The following is a 17129-nucleotide window of genomic DNA, read 5'->3' as shown; positions in this document are numbered from 1 at the left end:
GGCTTCGCATTTTTATTAGAATAAAACAAATCTTCCAACTTAAACATCACATGCAAAATCAATTCCGCATTCAACATTACTGTGCTTTAGGCTTGGTTATACTCGCCATGCTTGCTGCCAGTATTCAACCACTGGAATTTGAATCGTATCTACTGCATCAGGCAGGCACAGTTTTTATGCTCGCGGCTTTATTGATTGCGTTTAAAAAAGTAGGACTGAGTTTTTCTAGCTTTGTGCTGTATTTAATATTTTTACTGATTCATATTGTCGGAGCACATTATCTGTATTCTTATGTGCCCTATAATGATTGGATTTTGCACAGCTTTGGCTTCAATTTAGATCAGAGCATGGGTTGGTCACGCAATATGTATGACCGTTTTGTGCATTTGGCTTATGGTATTTTGCTCTATCCTGTTTTATTGCGCTTGTTTGAAGTCTGGTTTCCAAAAAACAAACCTATCGTTTTATATCTTTTGGTCATTCAATTTATCATGGCAAGCAGTTTAATTTATGAATGGGTGGAATGGCTCATTGCGCTTGGCTTATCGCCAGAAGATGCTGAAAATTATAATGGTCAGCAAGGTGATATTTGGGATGCACACATGGATATGCTTTTAGCAACGATAGGAGCAATGCTGATGGGATGCTTCTACTTGATCAAGAAACCCTAACAGGATGCCTCTTTCGTACTAAATCCAAATTTATTGCCAATACCACCACCAGAAGCCAGCTAAACTTGCGACTGAAATCATCCAGATCAACACCGTTAATACTGCAGGTTTACCTGAACCCCAAAACATGGTTTTGGCAAGCCATTTTTTAAACAATACGCTGCTTAAAGTTAAGCTCGCTAAATGCACCAATACCGCAGCTAAGAATAAATTTGCTGCAAATTCATGTAGCTCTTTTAAAGTATGACTTTGGGTATAATCGGTGAAAAATCCAACCAACACAGTTAAAGGCAATGCCAACCAAATCAACAAAATACTGAATTGAAATTCACTAGAACTACTTGACTTTAAAAACTGCAATGAAAAAAACTGCTGAGGCTGTTTCCAATAGCGTTTTACAAATTGTTGAATCATGCCTAAACGTTTAGAAATTCCTGTTGGCTGTGTGCTGTTCAACATACTCAACACCTGCCACAAAATTCGTAAAGCTAAACTAATCCCCAACGTATAGCCAAAAGCCATATGTAACTGATGCCATTCTTCCGCATCACCTGTTAAATAAGCCCCTGTAAAACTTAGCTGCATCACCACATGCAAAAAGCGAATCATTAAATCTGTAGATGTTGATTGCTTCGCGGGTACAATATTTGTTTGCATATTCAACCTATCAAGGTTTTTTTCTTATCACAAAGATATAACATCAAGCTGAATTGAAAATTAAGATGCTTAAATCAAAGACCCTATATTTTTGAATAAAAGTGAATAAAAAAATTGCGCTCAATTGAGCGCAATTTTTAGATAAATTTTAGAAGTTAGATCATCACTATTACAGTTTAGGATCACGGATTTGCAACAAACTGCTGTTGGCTTTGCTTAGGCTATCAACCAGTTTATTCATCACTGCAGGAATCAAACTGTCTGCCATTTGTGCAGCTTGCAAACCCAGTTTTTCACCCAAAGTTGGCTTTTTACGGGTTTGAATCACATAAATATCATGCTGTGGCAACAAACTTAGTAAGTATTCATCTGAGGTTTGTAACTTATCTACCAAGTTTAAATCCAGTGCATCCTGACCATACCAATGCTCACCTGTTGCCACTTTTTCAACATTCAGTTGTGGACGGTATTTTTCGACAAAGTGTTTAAATAGTACATGAGTTTGTTGCAATTCTTCTTCAAACTTAGCCTTGCCTTCTTCGGTATTTTCACCAAACATGGTCACAGTGCGTTTGTATTGACCTGCTGTGTACATCTCAAAATCTATATTTTTTTCTTTGAGCAAGCGATTAAAGTTAGGCACTTGTGCCACTACGCCAATAGAACCCAAAATCGCAAATGGCGCTGACACAATTTCTGAACCAATACATGCCATCATATAGCCACCACTTGCTGCGACTTTATCGACGCAAATCGTGAGATGGAAACCTGCATCACGCAAACGTACCAATTGTGCAGCTGCAAGCCCATAACCATGCACCATACCGCCTGGACTTTCCAAACGTACCACAACACGGTCACGTCCAGCTTTGGCCGTTGCCAAAATTAGGGTGATTTCTTCACGCAATTGCTCTACAGCAGACGCAGCAGTATCACCTTTAAAATCCAACACATAAATTTTTTGATTGTTCTTTTTACGGGCGCGCGCTTCACGTGCCATTTGTTGTGAAAGTTGTAATAGCTCGAGTTTAGATGCCGTGGTTTGCGCAATTTTTTTTCGTTGTTCATTAATTCGCGCATTCAAATGACTAATCCGAATTTCGGCAGGTAGTTTAGGTAAATGAAATAACATAAAAATGAGTTCTCAATTTAATTCGGTTTATTAGGACTACATTAGGTCAATTTAGACTTTTTCAATACTTTTTCTATCTTAAAGCAGCTTCTTTTTGAATCAATCGTAAATATCGTTTAGAAATCTGCCGAACAGCCATTAAACGTACAGCAAACCAAATTTGCCCCTGATAGCAAATCCCAATAATAAGTGCGTTGATCGGCCACCAACCAAACAGTAGAAAACTACCTCTACGCTCATGATCTGAAGGTGTAAGCATTGAATAGAAACACACTAAACCTACGCAGAGACACATTACGCAAAGAAATTCACCTACTGCACTGTGCAAGAACGGTAACTTATTTTTTTGTTGTGCTTTTACATAGCGATAAAACTTAAATTTAGCATTGGCATCGATATAGTCTCGCCAAGCCTGCCGAAAATGGGGATCACTTGCTTGCTGCTGTACCCTAAAATAAACAACAAGCACTATCACACCTGAAACTATCACAAATTGATCATACAACCAACGATGATAATTGCTCATATTGGGGCTTTGAGAAGTTGGAAACCACCCATCATGGTTAAAAAACGTTGCCAATAAAATACTCAGCAAAACCAAAAGTGCTGCTATCGTCTCTGCACTATGTTGAAATCCAAACAAGGCATCGATTATTTTTTTCGTGGCTTGGCGTGCTGGTTTTGCCTGTTGTCGTTCTTCTTGTGAAGGAAACTGCATTTTTTATTTTCGCTGCGCGTACAAAACAATCAATACTATAACAAAAAAACAGAATCCTAAGATTCTGTTTTAATAGCTTTCAGGACTTAAGCAGATTAACCAAAACGACCTGTAATATATGCTTCTGTTAATTGATGGTCTGGCTGAGTAAATACTTTTTCAGTTGCATTCACTTCAATCAAATCACCTAAATGGAAGTATGCGGTACGGTCAGATACACGCGCTGCCTGTTGCATTGAGTGCGTTACAATCGCAATCGTATATTGAGTAGAAAGTTCAGAAATTAGCTCTTCTACTTTTGCCGTTGCAATTGGGTCAAGTGCCGAACATGGTTCATCCATCAAAATTACTTCTGGACTTACCGCAATGGTACGCGCAATACAAAGACGTTGTTGCTGACCACCAGAAAGACCTGTGCCTGGTTGATTCAAACGATCTTTCACTTCATCCCACAAACCTGCTTTACGCAAGCTGTTTTCTACAATTTCTTCTAAATCGTACTTATCACGTGCTAAACCATGCAGTTTAGGGCCATAGGCTACGTTTTCAAAAATTGATTTCGGGAATGGGTTTGGCTTCTGGAACACCATGCCCACTTGCGCACGCAATAACACCACGTCAAGGTTCGGGTCATAAATGTCTTGGTTATCCAACATTACTTTACCCGTTACACGACAGCTATCAATCGTGTCGTTCATACGGTTTAAAGTACGCAAGAACGTAGATTTACCACAACCTGATGGACCAATGAAAGCAATAACTTCATTTTCATAGATATTTAAATCAATACCTTTAATCGCTTCAGATTCACCATAGTACACATGCACGTCATTGGTACTTAACTTTACATTTGATGATTTCGCTTCTTTTTTGCTTGAAGTTTGCGTATCAAATTGTGAAACAAACGAAGTCGATGATTGCTTCTGTTCTACATCGGTAGATGTAAATTGGCTTTGTTGTGGATTCACTTGCTTATCCTGTTCTAAGGAATTCTGTTTTTCTGTGCTTGCTACAGCATTCATATTCTCTGCCCTCAATTACCAGCGTACTTCAAACTTCTTACGTAACCAAATTGCAAGGCTGTTTAAGCCAATCATTAGCGCAAGTAGTACGATAATGGCTGCAGCGGTACGTCCCTCGAAGAAGTTACGCAATTCATTACCCTGCCATAAGAAAATTTGCACAGGTAACGCAGTAGATTGATCAAGTGGAGTTGCTGGTACACTGGCAACGAAAGCACTCATACCAATTAATAACAATGGTGCGGTTTCACCTAAAGCTTGTGCGACACCAATAATTGCACCCGTTAAAATACCCGGCAATGCAAGTGGGAGTACGTGGTGGAACACTGTTTGTAAACGAGAAGCACCCAAACCTAAAGCAGCTTGACGAATAGACGGCGGCACTGCTTTTAATGATGCACGCGTGGTAATAATCACTGTTGGTAAAGTCATTAAACTCAGTACCAAACCACCGACCAATGGTGCAGACAATGGTAAATGCATCCAACCAATAAAGATCGCGGCACCCAACAAACCAAATACAATAGAAGGTACAGCGGCCAAGTTATTGATGTTCACTTCAATAATATCAGTAATCGCATTTTTTGGCGCAAATTCTTCTAAGTAAATTGCTGATGCAACACCAATTGGAATCGAAATAAAGATCACAATCAGCATCATGAATAATGAACCCATGAATGCACCTGCCAAACCAGAAGTCGCTGGAGAACTACGTGAGTCTGGGCTAACAAAAATATTGGTATTGAAAGTACTTTCAATAATACCTTGTGATTCGAGCTGATCTGCCAATTGACGTACTTCAGGGCTTAATTGTTGCTGCTCATCTGGCAAACTACGGTCAATCTTGCCTTCTAACCATACATCAACGTTCGCATCTGCAAGCACTTTCACTTCTTTGGTTTGACCAATTAAAGAAGGATCAGCCAAGACCATGTCACGAACACGGTATGATTCAGAACTGGTATATAAGTAACCAAGATCATCACGCTGAGCTTCAAGCGCTTTGTCTTTCGCCACAATACCATTCACGATTACAGCATCCCAATCGACCATACCCATTTCGGTTTGCCACGCAATCATACGATCTTCGTATTGTGCTGGTGACTCGCCTGCAATCGCTTTAGGTTTTGGACCTGCATTGACAATCGCTGGATCGAAGTAAATTGGAAGGCTCATGCTGCTTTGCCAGAACGCAGGCAAACCTTTAGATAAGATACTGCCGAATAACAATACGACAAAGAATAAACCTGCAATAACTGCCGAGAACCCCATCAAACGGAAGGTTTTTTCCTTACGATGACGCTTACCCAATGAACTGGCGATGGTTTTTTTACGTTGTTCACGTAATTCGGCAGCAGCTTGTGGATCTAACTGATCCAAAGACGATGTATTTGAAGTACTCATTAGTCGTATTGCTCACGATATTTACGCACAATGTATAGTGCAACAATGTTCAAACCTAAGGTAATCACGAACAGGGTCAAACCAAGTGCGAAAGCAACCAATGCCTGCGGACTTGCGAAATCTGTATCACCTGTTAATTGGTTTACAATCGTAATCGTAACCGTAGATACCGCTTCTAATGGGTTTGCGTGTAGTAAAGGACTATTACCTGCAGCCAACACCACAATCATGGTTTCACCAATTGCACGTGACGCAGCAAGTAAGAACGCACCAATCACCCCTGGTAATGCAGCTGGCATCACCACACGACGAATGGTTTCAGATTTGGTTGCACCTAAGCCTAAAGAACCATCACGTAGCGCACGCGGCACTTGCGTAATAATGTCATCAGACAATGAAGATACAAAAGGAATGATCATAATACCCATCACTAAACCAGCAGTTAATGCACTCGTGGCATTAATATCTAGCCCAATGATTGCACCAGCTGTTTTAAGGAACGGACCAATGATCATCATGGCAAATACACCGTACACAATGGTCGGAATACCTGCTAAAACTTCAATGGTCGGCTTTGCCCATGCACGGAATTTAGGCGATGCATATTCTGCAAGGTAAATGGCGATCATTAAACCAATAGGTACTGCAACTAATAAAGCAATACCACTCACCATCAATGTGCCCCACAGTAATGGAAGTAAACCATAACTGCCATCTGCACTACCCGAGGTGCTAAAACCAGGGTTCCAGACTGTACCAAAGAAGAAATCCAGTGGGCTAACGAAACTAAAGAATCGCATCGCTTCACTGAACATGGACATCACAATACCAACCGTAGTTAGAATCGCAACACCAGAACATAATGCCAAAGAAATGTTGATGATTTTTTCAACTTGGTTACGTGCGCGGAATTGTTGTGAAACACGTTTCTTTGCCCACAGCAAACCAAATAAGGCCGCACAGATCACCACCGCAAGTTTGGCATAAGAACCAATGGTTTCAATTTTCGCTAATTGCTCTGCCGCTGCAACTTCGTATGCAGCAGGTGTATCACTTACACCAAAACCAGATGCAATGGCTTGTACGCGATCAACCAAAACACTTGTACTTGCAGGGTCTAGGCTTGCAGCAATGTGCGCTGGCACATTATTAATTACCACTTGCTCTAGAATACTTGGTTCAACCAAGTTCCAAACAATCAAAATTAAAAAAGCAGGAATACCACACCATAATGCTACCAACGCGCCATAATATCCTGGGCGTGAATGTAACATTGCAGAGTTATTTCCCTTACCTGCTAGGTTACGGCTCTTGCTTAACCCGATTTGATAGGCTACGGCGATAATCGCCAATAACACACCTATGAGTAGCAGATTCATGTATTCTCCACTGTTTTTTCAATTTGTGTTTTTGAAAAAACATTTCTTAGCAAAAAGCCGATGGCAGGTTGTTCCCTGCCATCAGCTGCTTTAACTCAAATTACTTAACCGCTTTACCAGCTTTGAAGTTAGCAAGAACTTGTGCACGCTCTTTGTCAGACATAGAGATCAAACCTGCTTTGTCTAATTTAGAACCTTTACCAGATACTTTCTTGCTCAAGAAGTATTCAGTAAATTGCGGTAAACCTTTGATTGATTTAAGGTGCTCACCTTTCACGTAGAAGAACAATGGACGTGATACAGGGTAAGAACCATTTAAAATTGTGTTTTCAGATGGCGCTACGTTGTTTACAGTTGCAACACGTAAACGGTCACGGTTTTGGTCATAGAAACCTAAGCCGAATACACCTACTGCGCTTGGAGAAGTTTTCAAACGTGCCAGTGTTTCTGTGTAGTCACCCGCGATTTCGATTACACGACCATCCTTACGGAAAGTAGTACACACTTTCTTTTGCGCATCTTTGTCTAATGCTTTGATTGCAGCATAAGCTTCACAGCCTGCATCAACCATTTTCTCTTGGAACACTTCACGTGTACCGTGGTTAGACGCTGGAATTACAAGTGTAATAGGCTCGTTTGGAAGTATTTTGTCAATTTGGTTCCAACGTGTATATGGGTTAGCAACCATTTTACCTTTAGATGGTAATTGAGCTGCAATTGCTGCATATACATGGTAAGGCTTTAATTTGTAAGCCGCTTTGTTTGCGTTAGAAGCAAATACGATACCGTCGTAACCAATTTTAATTTCTAAAACTTGGTTTACGCCTGCTTTTTTACAAGCAGCTAATTCTGAATCTTTAATTTTACGAGATGAGTTCGCGATGTCGATTGTGTTATCACCCACACCTGTACAGAACTGCTTCAAACCACCTGAAGAACCGCCTGAACCAACAACTGGAGTTTTGAATTGTGGGAAAGTATTACCAAATTCTTCTGCTACAATACTTGCGTATGGTAGAACGGTTGAAGAACCCGCGATTTGGATGGTGTCACGAGCTGCGTTAGCAGTTGTTACAGCTGCTGCAGATACGGCTAAAGCAATGGCGATGTTAGTAAAGCGCATTCTGTTCTCTCTCATAGTATGCAAGTTCGGAGTACGTCACTTGTTATTAAGTTTTGTACTTATTTCGATAACTGCATTGTGGTTTTATAATATGACAACCATGTTACAGCTTTGTTACGCTTTGGTTATATTTGCTTTTCGTATCTAAAATAATTTTTAAATGATTTAAAATCAATAACTAATAAAACACTAGAGTGCTTATTTTTTTCAGTATTTAAATTTCAAATTGTAATAATTCATGCCAATGTCATCATTATTTATGGTTTTTTCTACCAAAATTGATGGTTTATTCGCCAATTGCGTAATTTTTATGACATCCGCAGTGCATTATTTGAGCCCAAAACACCCAATCCATCACAAAATTCAAGCAAGAACGGTACAACACTTCACTGCAATATTTTTAATCAGACACAAAAAAAGCCACCGTAGTGACTTCTTTTGTTGTATTTCATAACAATCTGAATAATGAAAGCATTAGTCGATTGGTGGCGTATAAGTACCCGCGACAATCGCATCTTTAATGCGATCTGCTTCTGCCAATACTAGGCCTAACAAGTTTTTCACGTTTTCAAGTGTTGCCACTGGACTTAAAGTCGTCATCTTCAATGATTGAACATTACCGACTTTAGTTACACCAATATTGGCCTCACCACGTGCAAATAATTCATCTGCCACGTTTTGGTTCAAGCTATCCAAGAACTCTGCAGGATAACCTTCAGGCACAACACGGAACAACACTGAAGCAAATTGTGGTTCAACCAACAATTCTAAACCTACAGTCGCTTTAATATAATCAGCAACGTCACGGGTTAGCTTCACACCATGATCAATCATAGAACCGTAAAGCTCTTCACCTAATGCTTCAATCGTCATCCAAAGTTTCAACGCATCAAAACGACGCGTTGTTTGCAATGACTTAGACACCAAGTTTGGTACGCCATGTTCTTCATCATAAGCAGAGTTCAAATATTCTGCTTCATAGTGCATGAAACGATAGTTCGCTTCATCTTTCAGTAAGAACGCACCGCACGAAATAGTTTGGAAATAATGCTTATGGAAATCCAGTGTCACAGAATCAGACAACTCAATACCATCAAGCATGTCACGATGACTGTTAGAAAGAATTAATGCACCACCCCAAGCTGCGTCAATGTGCATCCACGCGCCATATTGATTGGTGATGTCACGAATCTTTTTAAGTGGATCAATCGCGCCCGCATCGGTTGTACCCGCAGTTGCAACCACACATGCAACAATCTTACCTTCAGCTTTTAAATGCGCCATGGTTTGCTCAAGTGCAACCACGTCCATTTGTGCATTTTCATTAACAGGTACAGTAACAACCGATTGGAAGCCCATACCCATCATCGCCATGTTCTTTTGCACAGAGAAGTGTGCATTTTCAGAACAAATGACTTTCACATTACGCATTGCATCGCTTGGAATACCATCGCGCTGAACAGACCACGGATTACCGTTTTCATCTTTCCAGTTCTTTGCAATACACGCATCACGCGCCAATAACACACCCATCAAGTTAGACTGCGTACCACCTGAGGTGAACACGCCCGCTTGACCTGCACCATAGCCAACTTTTTGACGTAACCAGTCAATTAGTTGTACTTCCATCAATGAACCTGCAGGGCTTTGATCCCAAGAGTCCATAGATTGGTTGGTTGCGTTAATGAGAACTTCTGCAATTTGGCTTGCCACCATAGTTGGACAATGCAAATGTGCCAAAGAATGTGGATGATGAACTTTTAAACTTTTGTTTAAGAAAAGCTCAACCATGCGTTCCAATGACTTTTGTACACCCAAACCTTGTTTTGCAGGCTGGAAAGAAATCGCTTCACGCAATTCTTTAATGCTGCCGCCTGTGTACATTTTGTCATTTTGCAACCATGCCGCGACTGCTTGAGTCGCTTGTTCCATTGCTGCACTGTAGTCAGCAATGGATTGAGCATCATTGCAGAGTAACGCTTTACGATGTTCTGCAAAATCTACCATAAACTTATGCGCCTCGAACTGCGACTAACGCTTCAGCAACTGCTTTCTTGAAGCGAGCGATGACTTCTACACACTCTTCTTGAGTAATGATGAGTGGACAAAGTAAACGGATTACCGTACCACCACGACCACCTTTCTCAAGCAACAATTTGTTGTCAAAACATGCAGCTTGAACAGCAGCAGCCAATTGAGAGTCTGCTGGATAAGCACCTAAACGGTCTTTTTCTTGGCGTTCATCTACAATTTCGATACCAATCATTAAACCGCGACCACGCACGTTACCAATACATGGGAATTCAACAGCTAATTTTTTCAATTCAGCTTGTAAGAACTCACCACGCTCTTGCGCATTTTGTGCAAGGTTTTGTTCTTTAATGGTTTTAAGCACCACAAGACCAGTACCCATTGCCAATTGGTTACCACGGAAAGTACCCGTGTGACCTGCAGGCTGCCATGCGTCAAACTTACGTTTAATTGCAAGTACAGCCAATGGCAAACCACCACCAACAGCTTTAGACATTACAATCACGTCTGGCTCAATACCTGCATGTTCAAATGCAAACATTTTGCCTGAACGTGCAAAGCCCGCTTGAACTTCGTCTAAAATTAAAACGATGTTGTGCTTTTCAGTCACTTCGCGGATTTTTTTCAACCATTTAATTGGTGCAGTTACTACACCGCCTTCACCTTGAATTGCTTCAAGAATCACAGCTGCAGGCTTAGTTACACCGCTTTCTACATCTTCAATGAAGTTTTCAAAATAATACGTTAAAGCATCTACACCCGCTTCACCGCCAATACCAAGTGGGCAGCGGTATTCATGCGGATATGGCATAAATTGAACACCAGGCATTAAACCATTGACTGCGTTTTTTGCAGACAAGTTACCTGTCATCGCCAATGAACCATGAGTCATACCATGATAGCCACCTGAGAAGCTGATGACTGAGCTACGACCTGTATAGGTTTTTGCAAGTTTGATTGCCGCTTCTGTGCCATCTGCACCTGTAGGACCACAGAACTGCAAGCAGTATTCTTCTTGACCACCAGGCATGTGTGAAAGTAACGCTTCAGTAAAAGCATCTTTCAAAGGTGTCGTTAAATCTAGGGTATGTAATGGCAAACCACTCGCTAAAGTGTCTTGGATGCTTTGAACCACCGCAGGATGGTTATGGCCCAATGCCAAGGTTCCTGCCCCAGCCAAACAATCTAGGTACTCAGTACCTTCAACATCGGTAACCCAACAACCCAGTGCTTTCGCTATCGCTAACGGTAATTTACGAGGATAACTACGCACATTCGATTCCATCTGACTTTGGCGAGTCAAGTAGTATTCGTTTGTGGAATGGTTGGCAGGGTTTACAGAAGTAACGCTCATATCGAATTACCATCTCTGATATGGGTTGAAAGAAATAAGTCTGGTGACTTGCGGTCCTTTGACTCGGTGCTTTTTTGATCTAGCGAGATAGAGTTTTGTTCTTCAAGACTAGGAAGCGGGATAATACCTAATTTTTCTAGAAAATAAACAGGTTTAACCCAAATATTGCCTAATTTCATCGAAAAAACATATCTTGCAGATGATTCGATTGAATTATCATCTTACATTGTGACAAAGGAAAGAAAATTTAACTCTTTCCACTTCCTTTATACGTTTTTTTGCACAATCTCTCAAGTCATGCAGCATTTATTTTCAAAATAGTATAGATCATTATTTTTATTGAATTTTATAAATGCTTTTTTGCTGCAATTTTTAACGCATATTTTACAAAGCCACCACAAATTCAACTAAAAATCCTCACAAAGCAAAGTTACTATTTAAATCAATTCAAACGCTTTTCATAAATCCTGATCCCCTGAATAATAGGTCAAAATATGCGCTTACTTTCTCTCGCTGCTACCCTGTTGGCTGTTGGTGCTGCAAGCACTGCTTTTGCCCAACAAAATGAATCTTTAAATTACAATATCGTCAATGTTCAAGCCGAAGCTACACGCGAAGTTTCAAATGATCAAATGCACGCTGTGTTATATATTGAAAAAAGTCACAAACAGCCTGCTGAACTTGCATCACAAATTAACCAGTTAATGAGCCAAGCCATTGCAACTGCACGTAAGTATCCACAAGTGAAAGTTGAAACGGGCTCACAAACCACCTATCCAATTTACGACAATGACAGTCGTAAGTTAAAAGAATGGCGTGGTCGTGCAGAAGTACGTGTGCAAAGCACCGATTTTAAAGCCGCAAGCCAGTTGGTGAGTGAGCTACAACAAAACTTTCAGACCCAATCAATTAATTTTAGCGTGTCGGATGCACAACGCAAAAAAGTTGAAAACGAGTTGATGGTCGAAGCGTCTAAAAACTTTCAACAACGTGCGCAAATGTTAAGTCAGGCTTGGAATAAATCGGGCTATAACTTGGTTAATTTGAACCTAAACACCAATTCTTATTTTCCGCAACCTGTTATGCGCGCGAGTATGGCTAAATTTGCTGTCGCAGAAACGGCTGTAGCTGATCAAGATATGGCAGCAGGTGAATCTAAAATTACAGTCAATGCAAATGGAACGATTCAGTTTAAATAAACTTGAAGCATGACATGCGTTTTTTAATAACTTCAATTGAATGATAACTTACAGCATCATCAATAAATCGCTATGTGATTGCGATGGATCATCTCCAACGAACGTGCCTCGCCTAACACCTGATGCACTTTGTCAGAAGCCAAGCCTTTGACCAAATCTGCAGAACGTGAACTAAAATTAACACGTCCCACAGCGACACGATGACCTTGTGTATCTACACACTCCACCACATCGCCACGTTCAAAATGCCCTTCTACCGCTTTTACACCCACAGGCAATAAACTGCGATGATTTTCTTTAATGGCTTTGACTGCGCCATCATCAATCACCAAACGTCCTGCCGTTTGTAAATGTGCCGCCAACCACTGTTGATGCGCTGCAATACGGTCATTGTCAGTAATGAACAGTGTACCCAACATTTCGCCCGCCATTAAACGCGCAAGCACATTGTCACTTTCACCACTGGCAATTAAAGTTGGACAACCCGATTTAGCCGCCAAACGCGCTGCACGGACTTTGGTCAGCATGCCACCGCGCCCAAACTTGCCGCCACCACCCGCCATATCAAACAGACTTTCATCCAAAGCACGTACAGTATGGAACAGTTTTGCATTTGGATTAGAACGTGGATCGGAGTCAAACATACCTTGTTGATCGGTCAAAATAATCAACAAATCTGCATGTACCTGCCCTGCTACCATCGCAGCCAAAGTGTCATTATCACCAAAGCGAATTTCATCAGTAGAGACTGTGTCATTTTCATTGATGACAGGAATCACGCGCCATTCAATCAGGTTTTGCAATGCATCACAGGAATTTAAATAACGACGACGATCTGCCAAATCATCATGGGTTAATAGGACTTGTGCAGTTTGAATCTGGTGTTTTTCCAGCACACTTGACCAAGTCTGAATCAGACCCATTTGACCAATGGCAGCGCATGCCTGAAGACTGGGTAGATCAGTGGGTCGATGCTCAAGTTTCATTCGCACCATACCTTCAGCCACAGCTCCCGATGACACCAAAATAATTTCGTGTCCAGCATTGTGTAGATCTGCAATTTGTCCCGCCCAATGCGAGATTGCATCCAAATCTAAACCTTGCCCATTGGCTGTGAGTAAAGATGATCCGATTTTAACAACGATTCGTTTACAACCCTTGAGCTGACGTTGCCCATCTACCACTTCTATCATCTTGTCCTCAGTCACTTTTTGTAACGCTTAGCGTACGTAGTACACTTCTACTTCGCCATCTTCACCATCATCGTCTTCGTCATCATCGCCCAGCATACCTGCAAGACGTTGCTGACGGCGCATCTCACGATACGCTTCTTTCGCGGCAATGGTTTGTTCACGTGTTTCAGCTTCCAGCTGATCACGGAATGCTTTCATTTCTGCTGCGTACTCAGGATCTTCAACTTCGCGTTCACGTTGTTGCTCAATTTGATCCATCAAGTAATACACCACTTGCTGTGTACCTTCAAACATTAAGCCTGAAGTTTTGAACACAGGACCATCCCACTGCAATTCTTCAAGAATGTGTTTACACCATTCTTCACGTGAATCTTCAGGAAGTTGATCAAGTTTATTCAACACCAACACGATTGGTAACTTTGCCAAAGTTGGAGAGAATTTTTCCAACTCTTGCAGAATTGCTTTGGCATTGTACGCAGGATCAGAACCATCAATAGGTTGAACATCCACAATGTGCAGTAAAATACGAGTACGCGCCAAGTGTTTCAGGAAGCGAATCCCCAAACCTGCGCCTTCTGCTGCACCTTCAATTAGTCCTGGAATATCTGCCATGACAAAAGAACGATGACGATCTGCATCCACCACGCCTAAATTTGGCACCATGGTGGTAAATGGATAGTCAGCAACTTTTGGTTTTGCCGCAGACACGGCACGAATAAAGGTCGATTTACCCGCGTTTGGCATGCCTAGCAAGCCTACATCGGCAAGGACTTTCAACTCCAAACGGATTTCACGGAATTCACCTTTGGTACCATGCGTGAATTTACGCGGTGTTCGGTTGGTAGATGATTTAAAGTGAGTATTCCCTAAACCACCATCACCACCTTGAGCGACCAATACTTTCTGACCGCTTTCGACTAAATCTGCAATAATATCACCAGAGTCTGTATCTACAATGGTTGTGCCCACTGGAACGGTCAAAACGACAGATTCACCGCCACGACCTGCACAGTTTGCGCCCGACCCGTTTTTACCACGTTCAGCGCGAAATTTACGGGTATAACGATAATCTACAAGGGTGCTTGCGTTGTCGTCGGCTTGAATAAAAATACTGCCGCCACGACCACCATCACCGCCATCTGGCCCACCAAATGGTACAAATTTCTCTCGGCGAAAACTGGCTACGCCATTGCCACCGTCGCCAGCCTCTACGGTAATGACTGCTTCATCAACAAAGCGCATCTTGCCAATCCTCTAAAAACTTTAAAAGCCGTATATTCTGCCATATTTTAGAGAATTTCTCGAATTATATTTATGCAATCGTATGCGTAGATGCTTTTTATCCTTGATTGTTCAAAACACTCATTTCTTTTAGCAATGATATGATCGTTTTTTCTTATTTCTCCTTCGCCATCTAAGTTCTTATAGTGCTTTAACCCTTGTTTGCTTTCTGCCGCCATGTCTAATGCTGTTGCCACCACAACCACGCCTGCTTTATCGCCTAAATTTATTTTACTCATGGCAACCGCCTGTGGCTTGTGTGCGGGATCGGCATATTTTAATCAGCCTTTAATTTATTCAATTGAAAAAAGTTTAGGAATTAGCACCAGTCAGGCAGGCTTTGCTGTGGTTTTGGCACAAATAGGCTATGGACTAGGTTTAATGTTACTCGTGCCTTTAGGTGACTTGCTAAATAAGCGTAAATTGATTGTCAGTCTGATGGTTTTTGCTGCGTGTTCGCAAATTTTGCTGTCTTTTAGCAGCAATTTAGCCATGCTGTATTTCTTTACCGTATGTGCCACTTTTGGTGCGATTTCTGCACAAGTGCTTATTCCATTTGCATCTAGCATCAGTCCACCTGAATCGAGTGCTGCCATTGTCGGAAAATTGATGAGTGGCTTGGTAATGGGGATTATTTTATCGCGCACTTTTGCAGGATTTGTATCAACCTATTGGTCTTGGGAAGCTGTCTATTTCAGCAGCGGCATCATCACCCTACTTTTTGCAGGCCTAATGTGGACAAAACTTCCCTCTACAGCTGCCAATAAAAATTTAACTGTAGCGGGCATTTATCGTTCTTTAATTCAGCTGGCTGTAACCCAGCCACATTTAATTCGTAGAGCCTGCGCAGGCGCTTTGGGCTTTGCCATTTTGTCCTTGGTTTTTACTTCCATGACTTTTGTTTTAGCCAATCCGCCTTATCATTTTAGTGATTTTCAAGTTGGGCTTTTTGGTTTATTGGGTGTGATTGGAATTTTCTCATCAAGTTGGTCGGGTAAAACGGTGGGCAAAGGTCGTGTGAATTTTGTCGCAATATTATGTATTGGCTTGATGTTGTTTTCTTGCATTCCACTCTTTTTTGCACAGCAGAATATTGTGGCTTATGCCGTTGGCGTATTGATGAGTTATTTTGGTCTAACTGCTTTTCACGTATTGAATCAAAACTTGGTGTACCGAATTGATGCCACCGCACGTTCCCGCATTAATGCGGTATATATGACTATTTATTTTTCAGGTGCAGCACTTGGTTCACTGACGGCGGTCTACGCATGGCAACACCGGGGCTGGATGGGTTGTGTTGTCAGTATTTTGGTATTTGCCATCGGGATTTTGCTGATTGATCGTTATGATTTTTCACATCGACGCACTATTTAATCATCCAGAATGTGCTTTGGAGTAGGAACATCTACAGCGACTTCCCTAAAAGATGAGTAATCCATTAGTGAGAAGATTGCTGTGAAGTTTCAGGCAAATGCTGTTCTAAATACTCAATCAGTTGATTCACTCTTGCTGCAATTTGTGAGCCTTCAAAAGTGAGTTGATATTCCACTTTAGGCGGCACCGTTGGGTAAACTGTACGTAAAATTAACCCATCTTGCTCAAGAGTTTTCAGGGTTTGCGCCAGCATTTTTTCACTCACCCCTTCAATGCGCTGTCTTAGCTCACTAAAGCGGTGCAAACCTTCGCTTAAACAATGCAACACCAACATTGACCATTTATTGGCTAAATGTTCTAAACGAATCCGTGATGGACAATCTTTAGCAAGGACTTGCCCGAGTAAGTGACTGGTTGCATATTGCATAACGGTATCCTTCTGTTATTTCTATTGTTCAGGCTTTGAAAGCTTGAAAGCAAAATCAAATCTACTTACTTTTTAGCATAGACTTTATTTTGGTAAGTTTAGGATAGCGTATTAGGTGGAAATTTCAACACTCATCCTTATATTTAAGAATGAAATAAATGCAA

At 41.3% G+C, this 17129-nt stretch carries 16 protein-coding genes; 3 read left to right on the top strand and 13 right to left on the bottom strand.

Annotation, left to right across the window (positions count from 1 at the left end; all coding sequences use genetic code 11):
* The first annotated feature begins 50 nt into the window (after positions 1 to 50).
* Positions 51 to 671 (top strand): DUF2238 domain-containing protein, encoded by a 621-nt coding sequence (locus C3Y93_RS00400; protein WP_004971662.1) that lies wholly within the window; start codon positions 51 to 53, stop codon positions 669 to 671.
* Between the two features lie 30 nt (positions 672 to 701).
* Here the strand turns inward: C3Y93_RS00400 and C3Y93_RS00395 are convergent, their stop codons facing one another.
* The 9 genes from C3Y93_RS00395 to C3Y93_RS00355 form a co-directional block, all read right to left on the bottom strand.
* Entirely contained in the window at positions 702 to 1328 is a 627-nt protein-coding gene (locus C3Y93_RS00395; RefSeq protein ID WP_104851770.1) for a cytochrome b/b6 domain-containing protein, read from the bottom strand.
* A 169-nt stretch (positions 1329 to 1497) separates the two neighbouring features.
* Positions 1498 to 2460: a protease SohB gene (gene sohB / locus C3Y93_RS00390; protein WP_004971667.1), complete on the bottom strand. Its 963-nt coding sequence runs from the start codon at positions 2458 to 2460 to the stop codon at positions 1498 to 1500.
* 73 nt (positions 2461 to 2533) lie between these two features.
* Positions 2534 to 3178, bottom strand: coding sequence for a hypothetical protein (locus tag C3Y93_RS00385; RefSeq protein WP_104851769.1), 645 nt, complete (start codon positions 3176 to 3178; stop codon positions 2534 to 2536).
* 95 nt (positions 3179 to 3273) lie between these two features.
* Positions 3274 to 4200, bottom strand: a complete 927-nt coding sequence (gene pstB / locus C3Y93_RS00380; RefSeq protein ID WP_004971671.1) for a phosphate ABC transporter ATP-binding protein PstB — start codon at positions 4198 to 4200, stop codon at positions 3274 to 3276.
* Positions 4201 to 4215: 15 nt separating this feature from the next.
* Positions 4216 to 5604, bottom strand: a complete 1389-nt coding sequence (pstA, locus tag C3Y93_RS00375; RefSeq protein WP_104851768.1) for a phosphate ABC transporter permease PstA — start codon at positions 5602 to 5604, stop codon at positions 4216 to 4218.
* Positions 5604 to 6983: a phosphate ABC transporter permease subunit PstC gene (pstC, locus tag C3Y93_RS00370; RefSeq protein WP_004971674.1), complete on the bottom strand. Its 1380-nt coding sequence runs from the start codon at positions 6981 to 6983 to the stop codon at positions 5604 to 5606. The genes pstA and pstC overlap by 1 nt, the downstream gene beginning before the upstream one ends.
* A 100-nt stretch (positions 6984 to 7083) precedes the next feature.
* Positions 7084 to 8106 carry a substrate-binding domain-containing protein gene (locus C3Y93_RS00365; protein WP_104851767.1) on the bottom strand — a complete coding sequence of 341 codons (1023 nt, stop codon included), beginning with the start codon at positions 8104 to 8106 and terminating at the stop codon, positions 7084 to 7086.
* Positions 8107 to 8580: 474 nt separating this feature from the next.
* Entirely contained in the window at positions 8581 to 10113 is a 1533-nt protein-coding gene (locus C3Y93_RS00360; RefSeq protein WP_104851766.1) for a pyridoxal phosphate-dependent decarboxylase family protein, read from the bottom strand.
* A gap of 4 nt (positions 10114 to 10117) precedes the next feature.
* Entirely contained in the window at positions 10118 to 11491 is a 1374-nt protein-coding gene (locus C3Y93_RS00355) for a diaminobutyrate--2-oxoglutarate transaminase (protein WP_004971681.1), read from the bottom strand.
* 494 nt (positions 11492 to 11985) lie between these two features.
* Between C3Y93_RS00355 and C3Y93_RS00345 the strand changes: the two genes are divergently transcribed.
* Positions 11986 to 12690 carry an SIMPL domain-containing protein gene (locus C3Y93_RS00345; protein WP_096901090.1) on the top strand — a complete coding sequence of 235 codons (705 nt, stop codon included), beginning with the start codon at positions 11986 to 11988 and terminating at the stop codon, positions 12688 to 12690.
* A 59-nt stretch (positions 12691 to 12749) separates the two neighbouring features.
* On the opposite strand, the gene proB is transcribed toward C3Y93_RS00345, so the two are convergent.
* The 3 genes from proB to C3Y93_RS14240 are packed head-to-tail and all read right to left on the bottom strand — an operon-like array spanning position 12750 to position 15361.
* Positions 12750 to 13883 (bottom strand): glutamate 5-kinase, encoded by a 1134-nt coding sequence (gene proB, locus C3Y93_RS00340; RefSeq protein WP_004971685.1) that lies wholly within the window; start codon positions 13881 to 13883, stop codon positions 12750 to 12752.
* Between the two features lie 27 nt (positions 13884 to 13910).
* Positions 13911 to 15125 (bottom strand): Obg family GTPase CgtA, encoded by a 1215-nt coding sequence (gene cgtA / locus C3Y93_RS00335; protein ID WP_104851765.1) that lies wholly within the window; start codon positions 15123 to 15125, stop codon positions 13911 to 13913.
* Between the two features lie 47 nt (positions 15126 to 15172).
* Positions 15173 to 15361, bottom strand: a complete 189-nt coding sequence (locus tag C3Y93_RS14240) for a hypothetical protein (RefSeq protein WP_131261149.1) — start codon at positions 15359 to 15361, stop codon at positions 15173 to 15175.
* On the opposite strand from C3Y93_RS14240, the gene C3Y93_RS00330 reads away from it, so the two are divergent.
* Positions 15342 to 16538: an MFS transporter gene (locus C3Y93_RS00330; protein ID WP_004971691.1), complete on the top strand. Its 1197-nt coding sequence runs from the start codon at positions 15342 to 15344 to the stop codon at positions 16536 to 16538. The two genes, C3Y93_RS14240 and C3Y93_RS00330, sit on opposite strands and share 20 nt — an antisense overlap.
* 64 nt (positions 16539 to 16602) lie before the next feature.
* On the opposite strand, the gene C3Y93_RS00325 is transcribed toward C3Y93_RS00330, so the two are convergent.
* The gene (locus C3Y93_RS00325; RefSeq protein ID WP_004971692.1) at positions 16603 to 16965 is read right to left on the bottom strand and encodes a winged helix-turn-helix transcriptional regulator; all 363 of its coding nucleotides are present in this window, start codon (positions 16963 to 16965) and stop codon (positions 16603 to 16605) included.
* Positions 16966 to 17129 lie beyond the last annotated feature (164 nt).

The sequence above is a fragment of the Acinetobacter sp. SWBY1 genome (assembly GCF_002946595.1).
GTDB classification, from domain to species: Bacteria; Pseudomonadota; Gammaproteobacteria; order Pseudomonadales; family Moraxellaceae; genus Acinetobacter; species Acinetobacter towneri.
The sequence above is the reverse complement of the archived record's forward strand: the minus strand, read 5'-3'. Positions and strand labels throughout refer to the sequence as shown.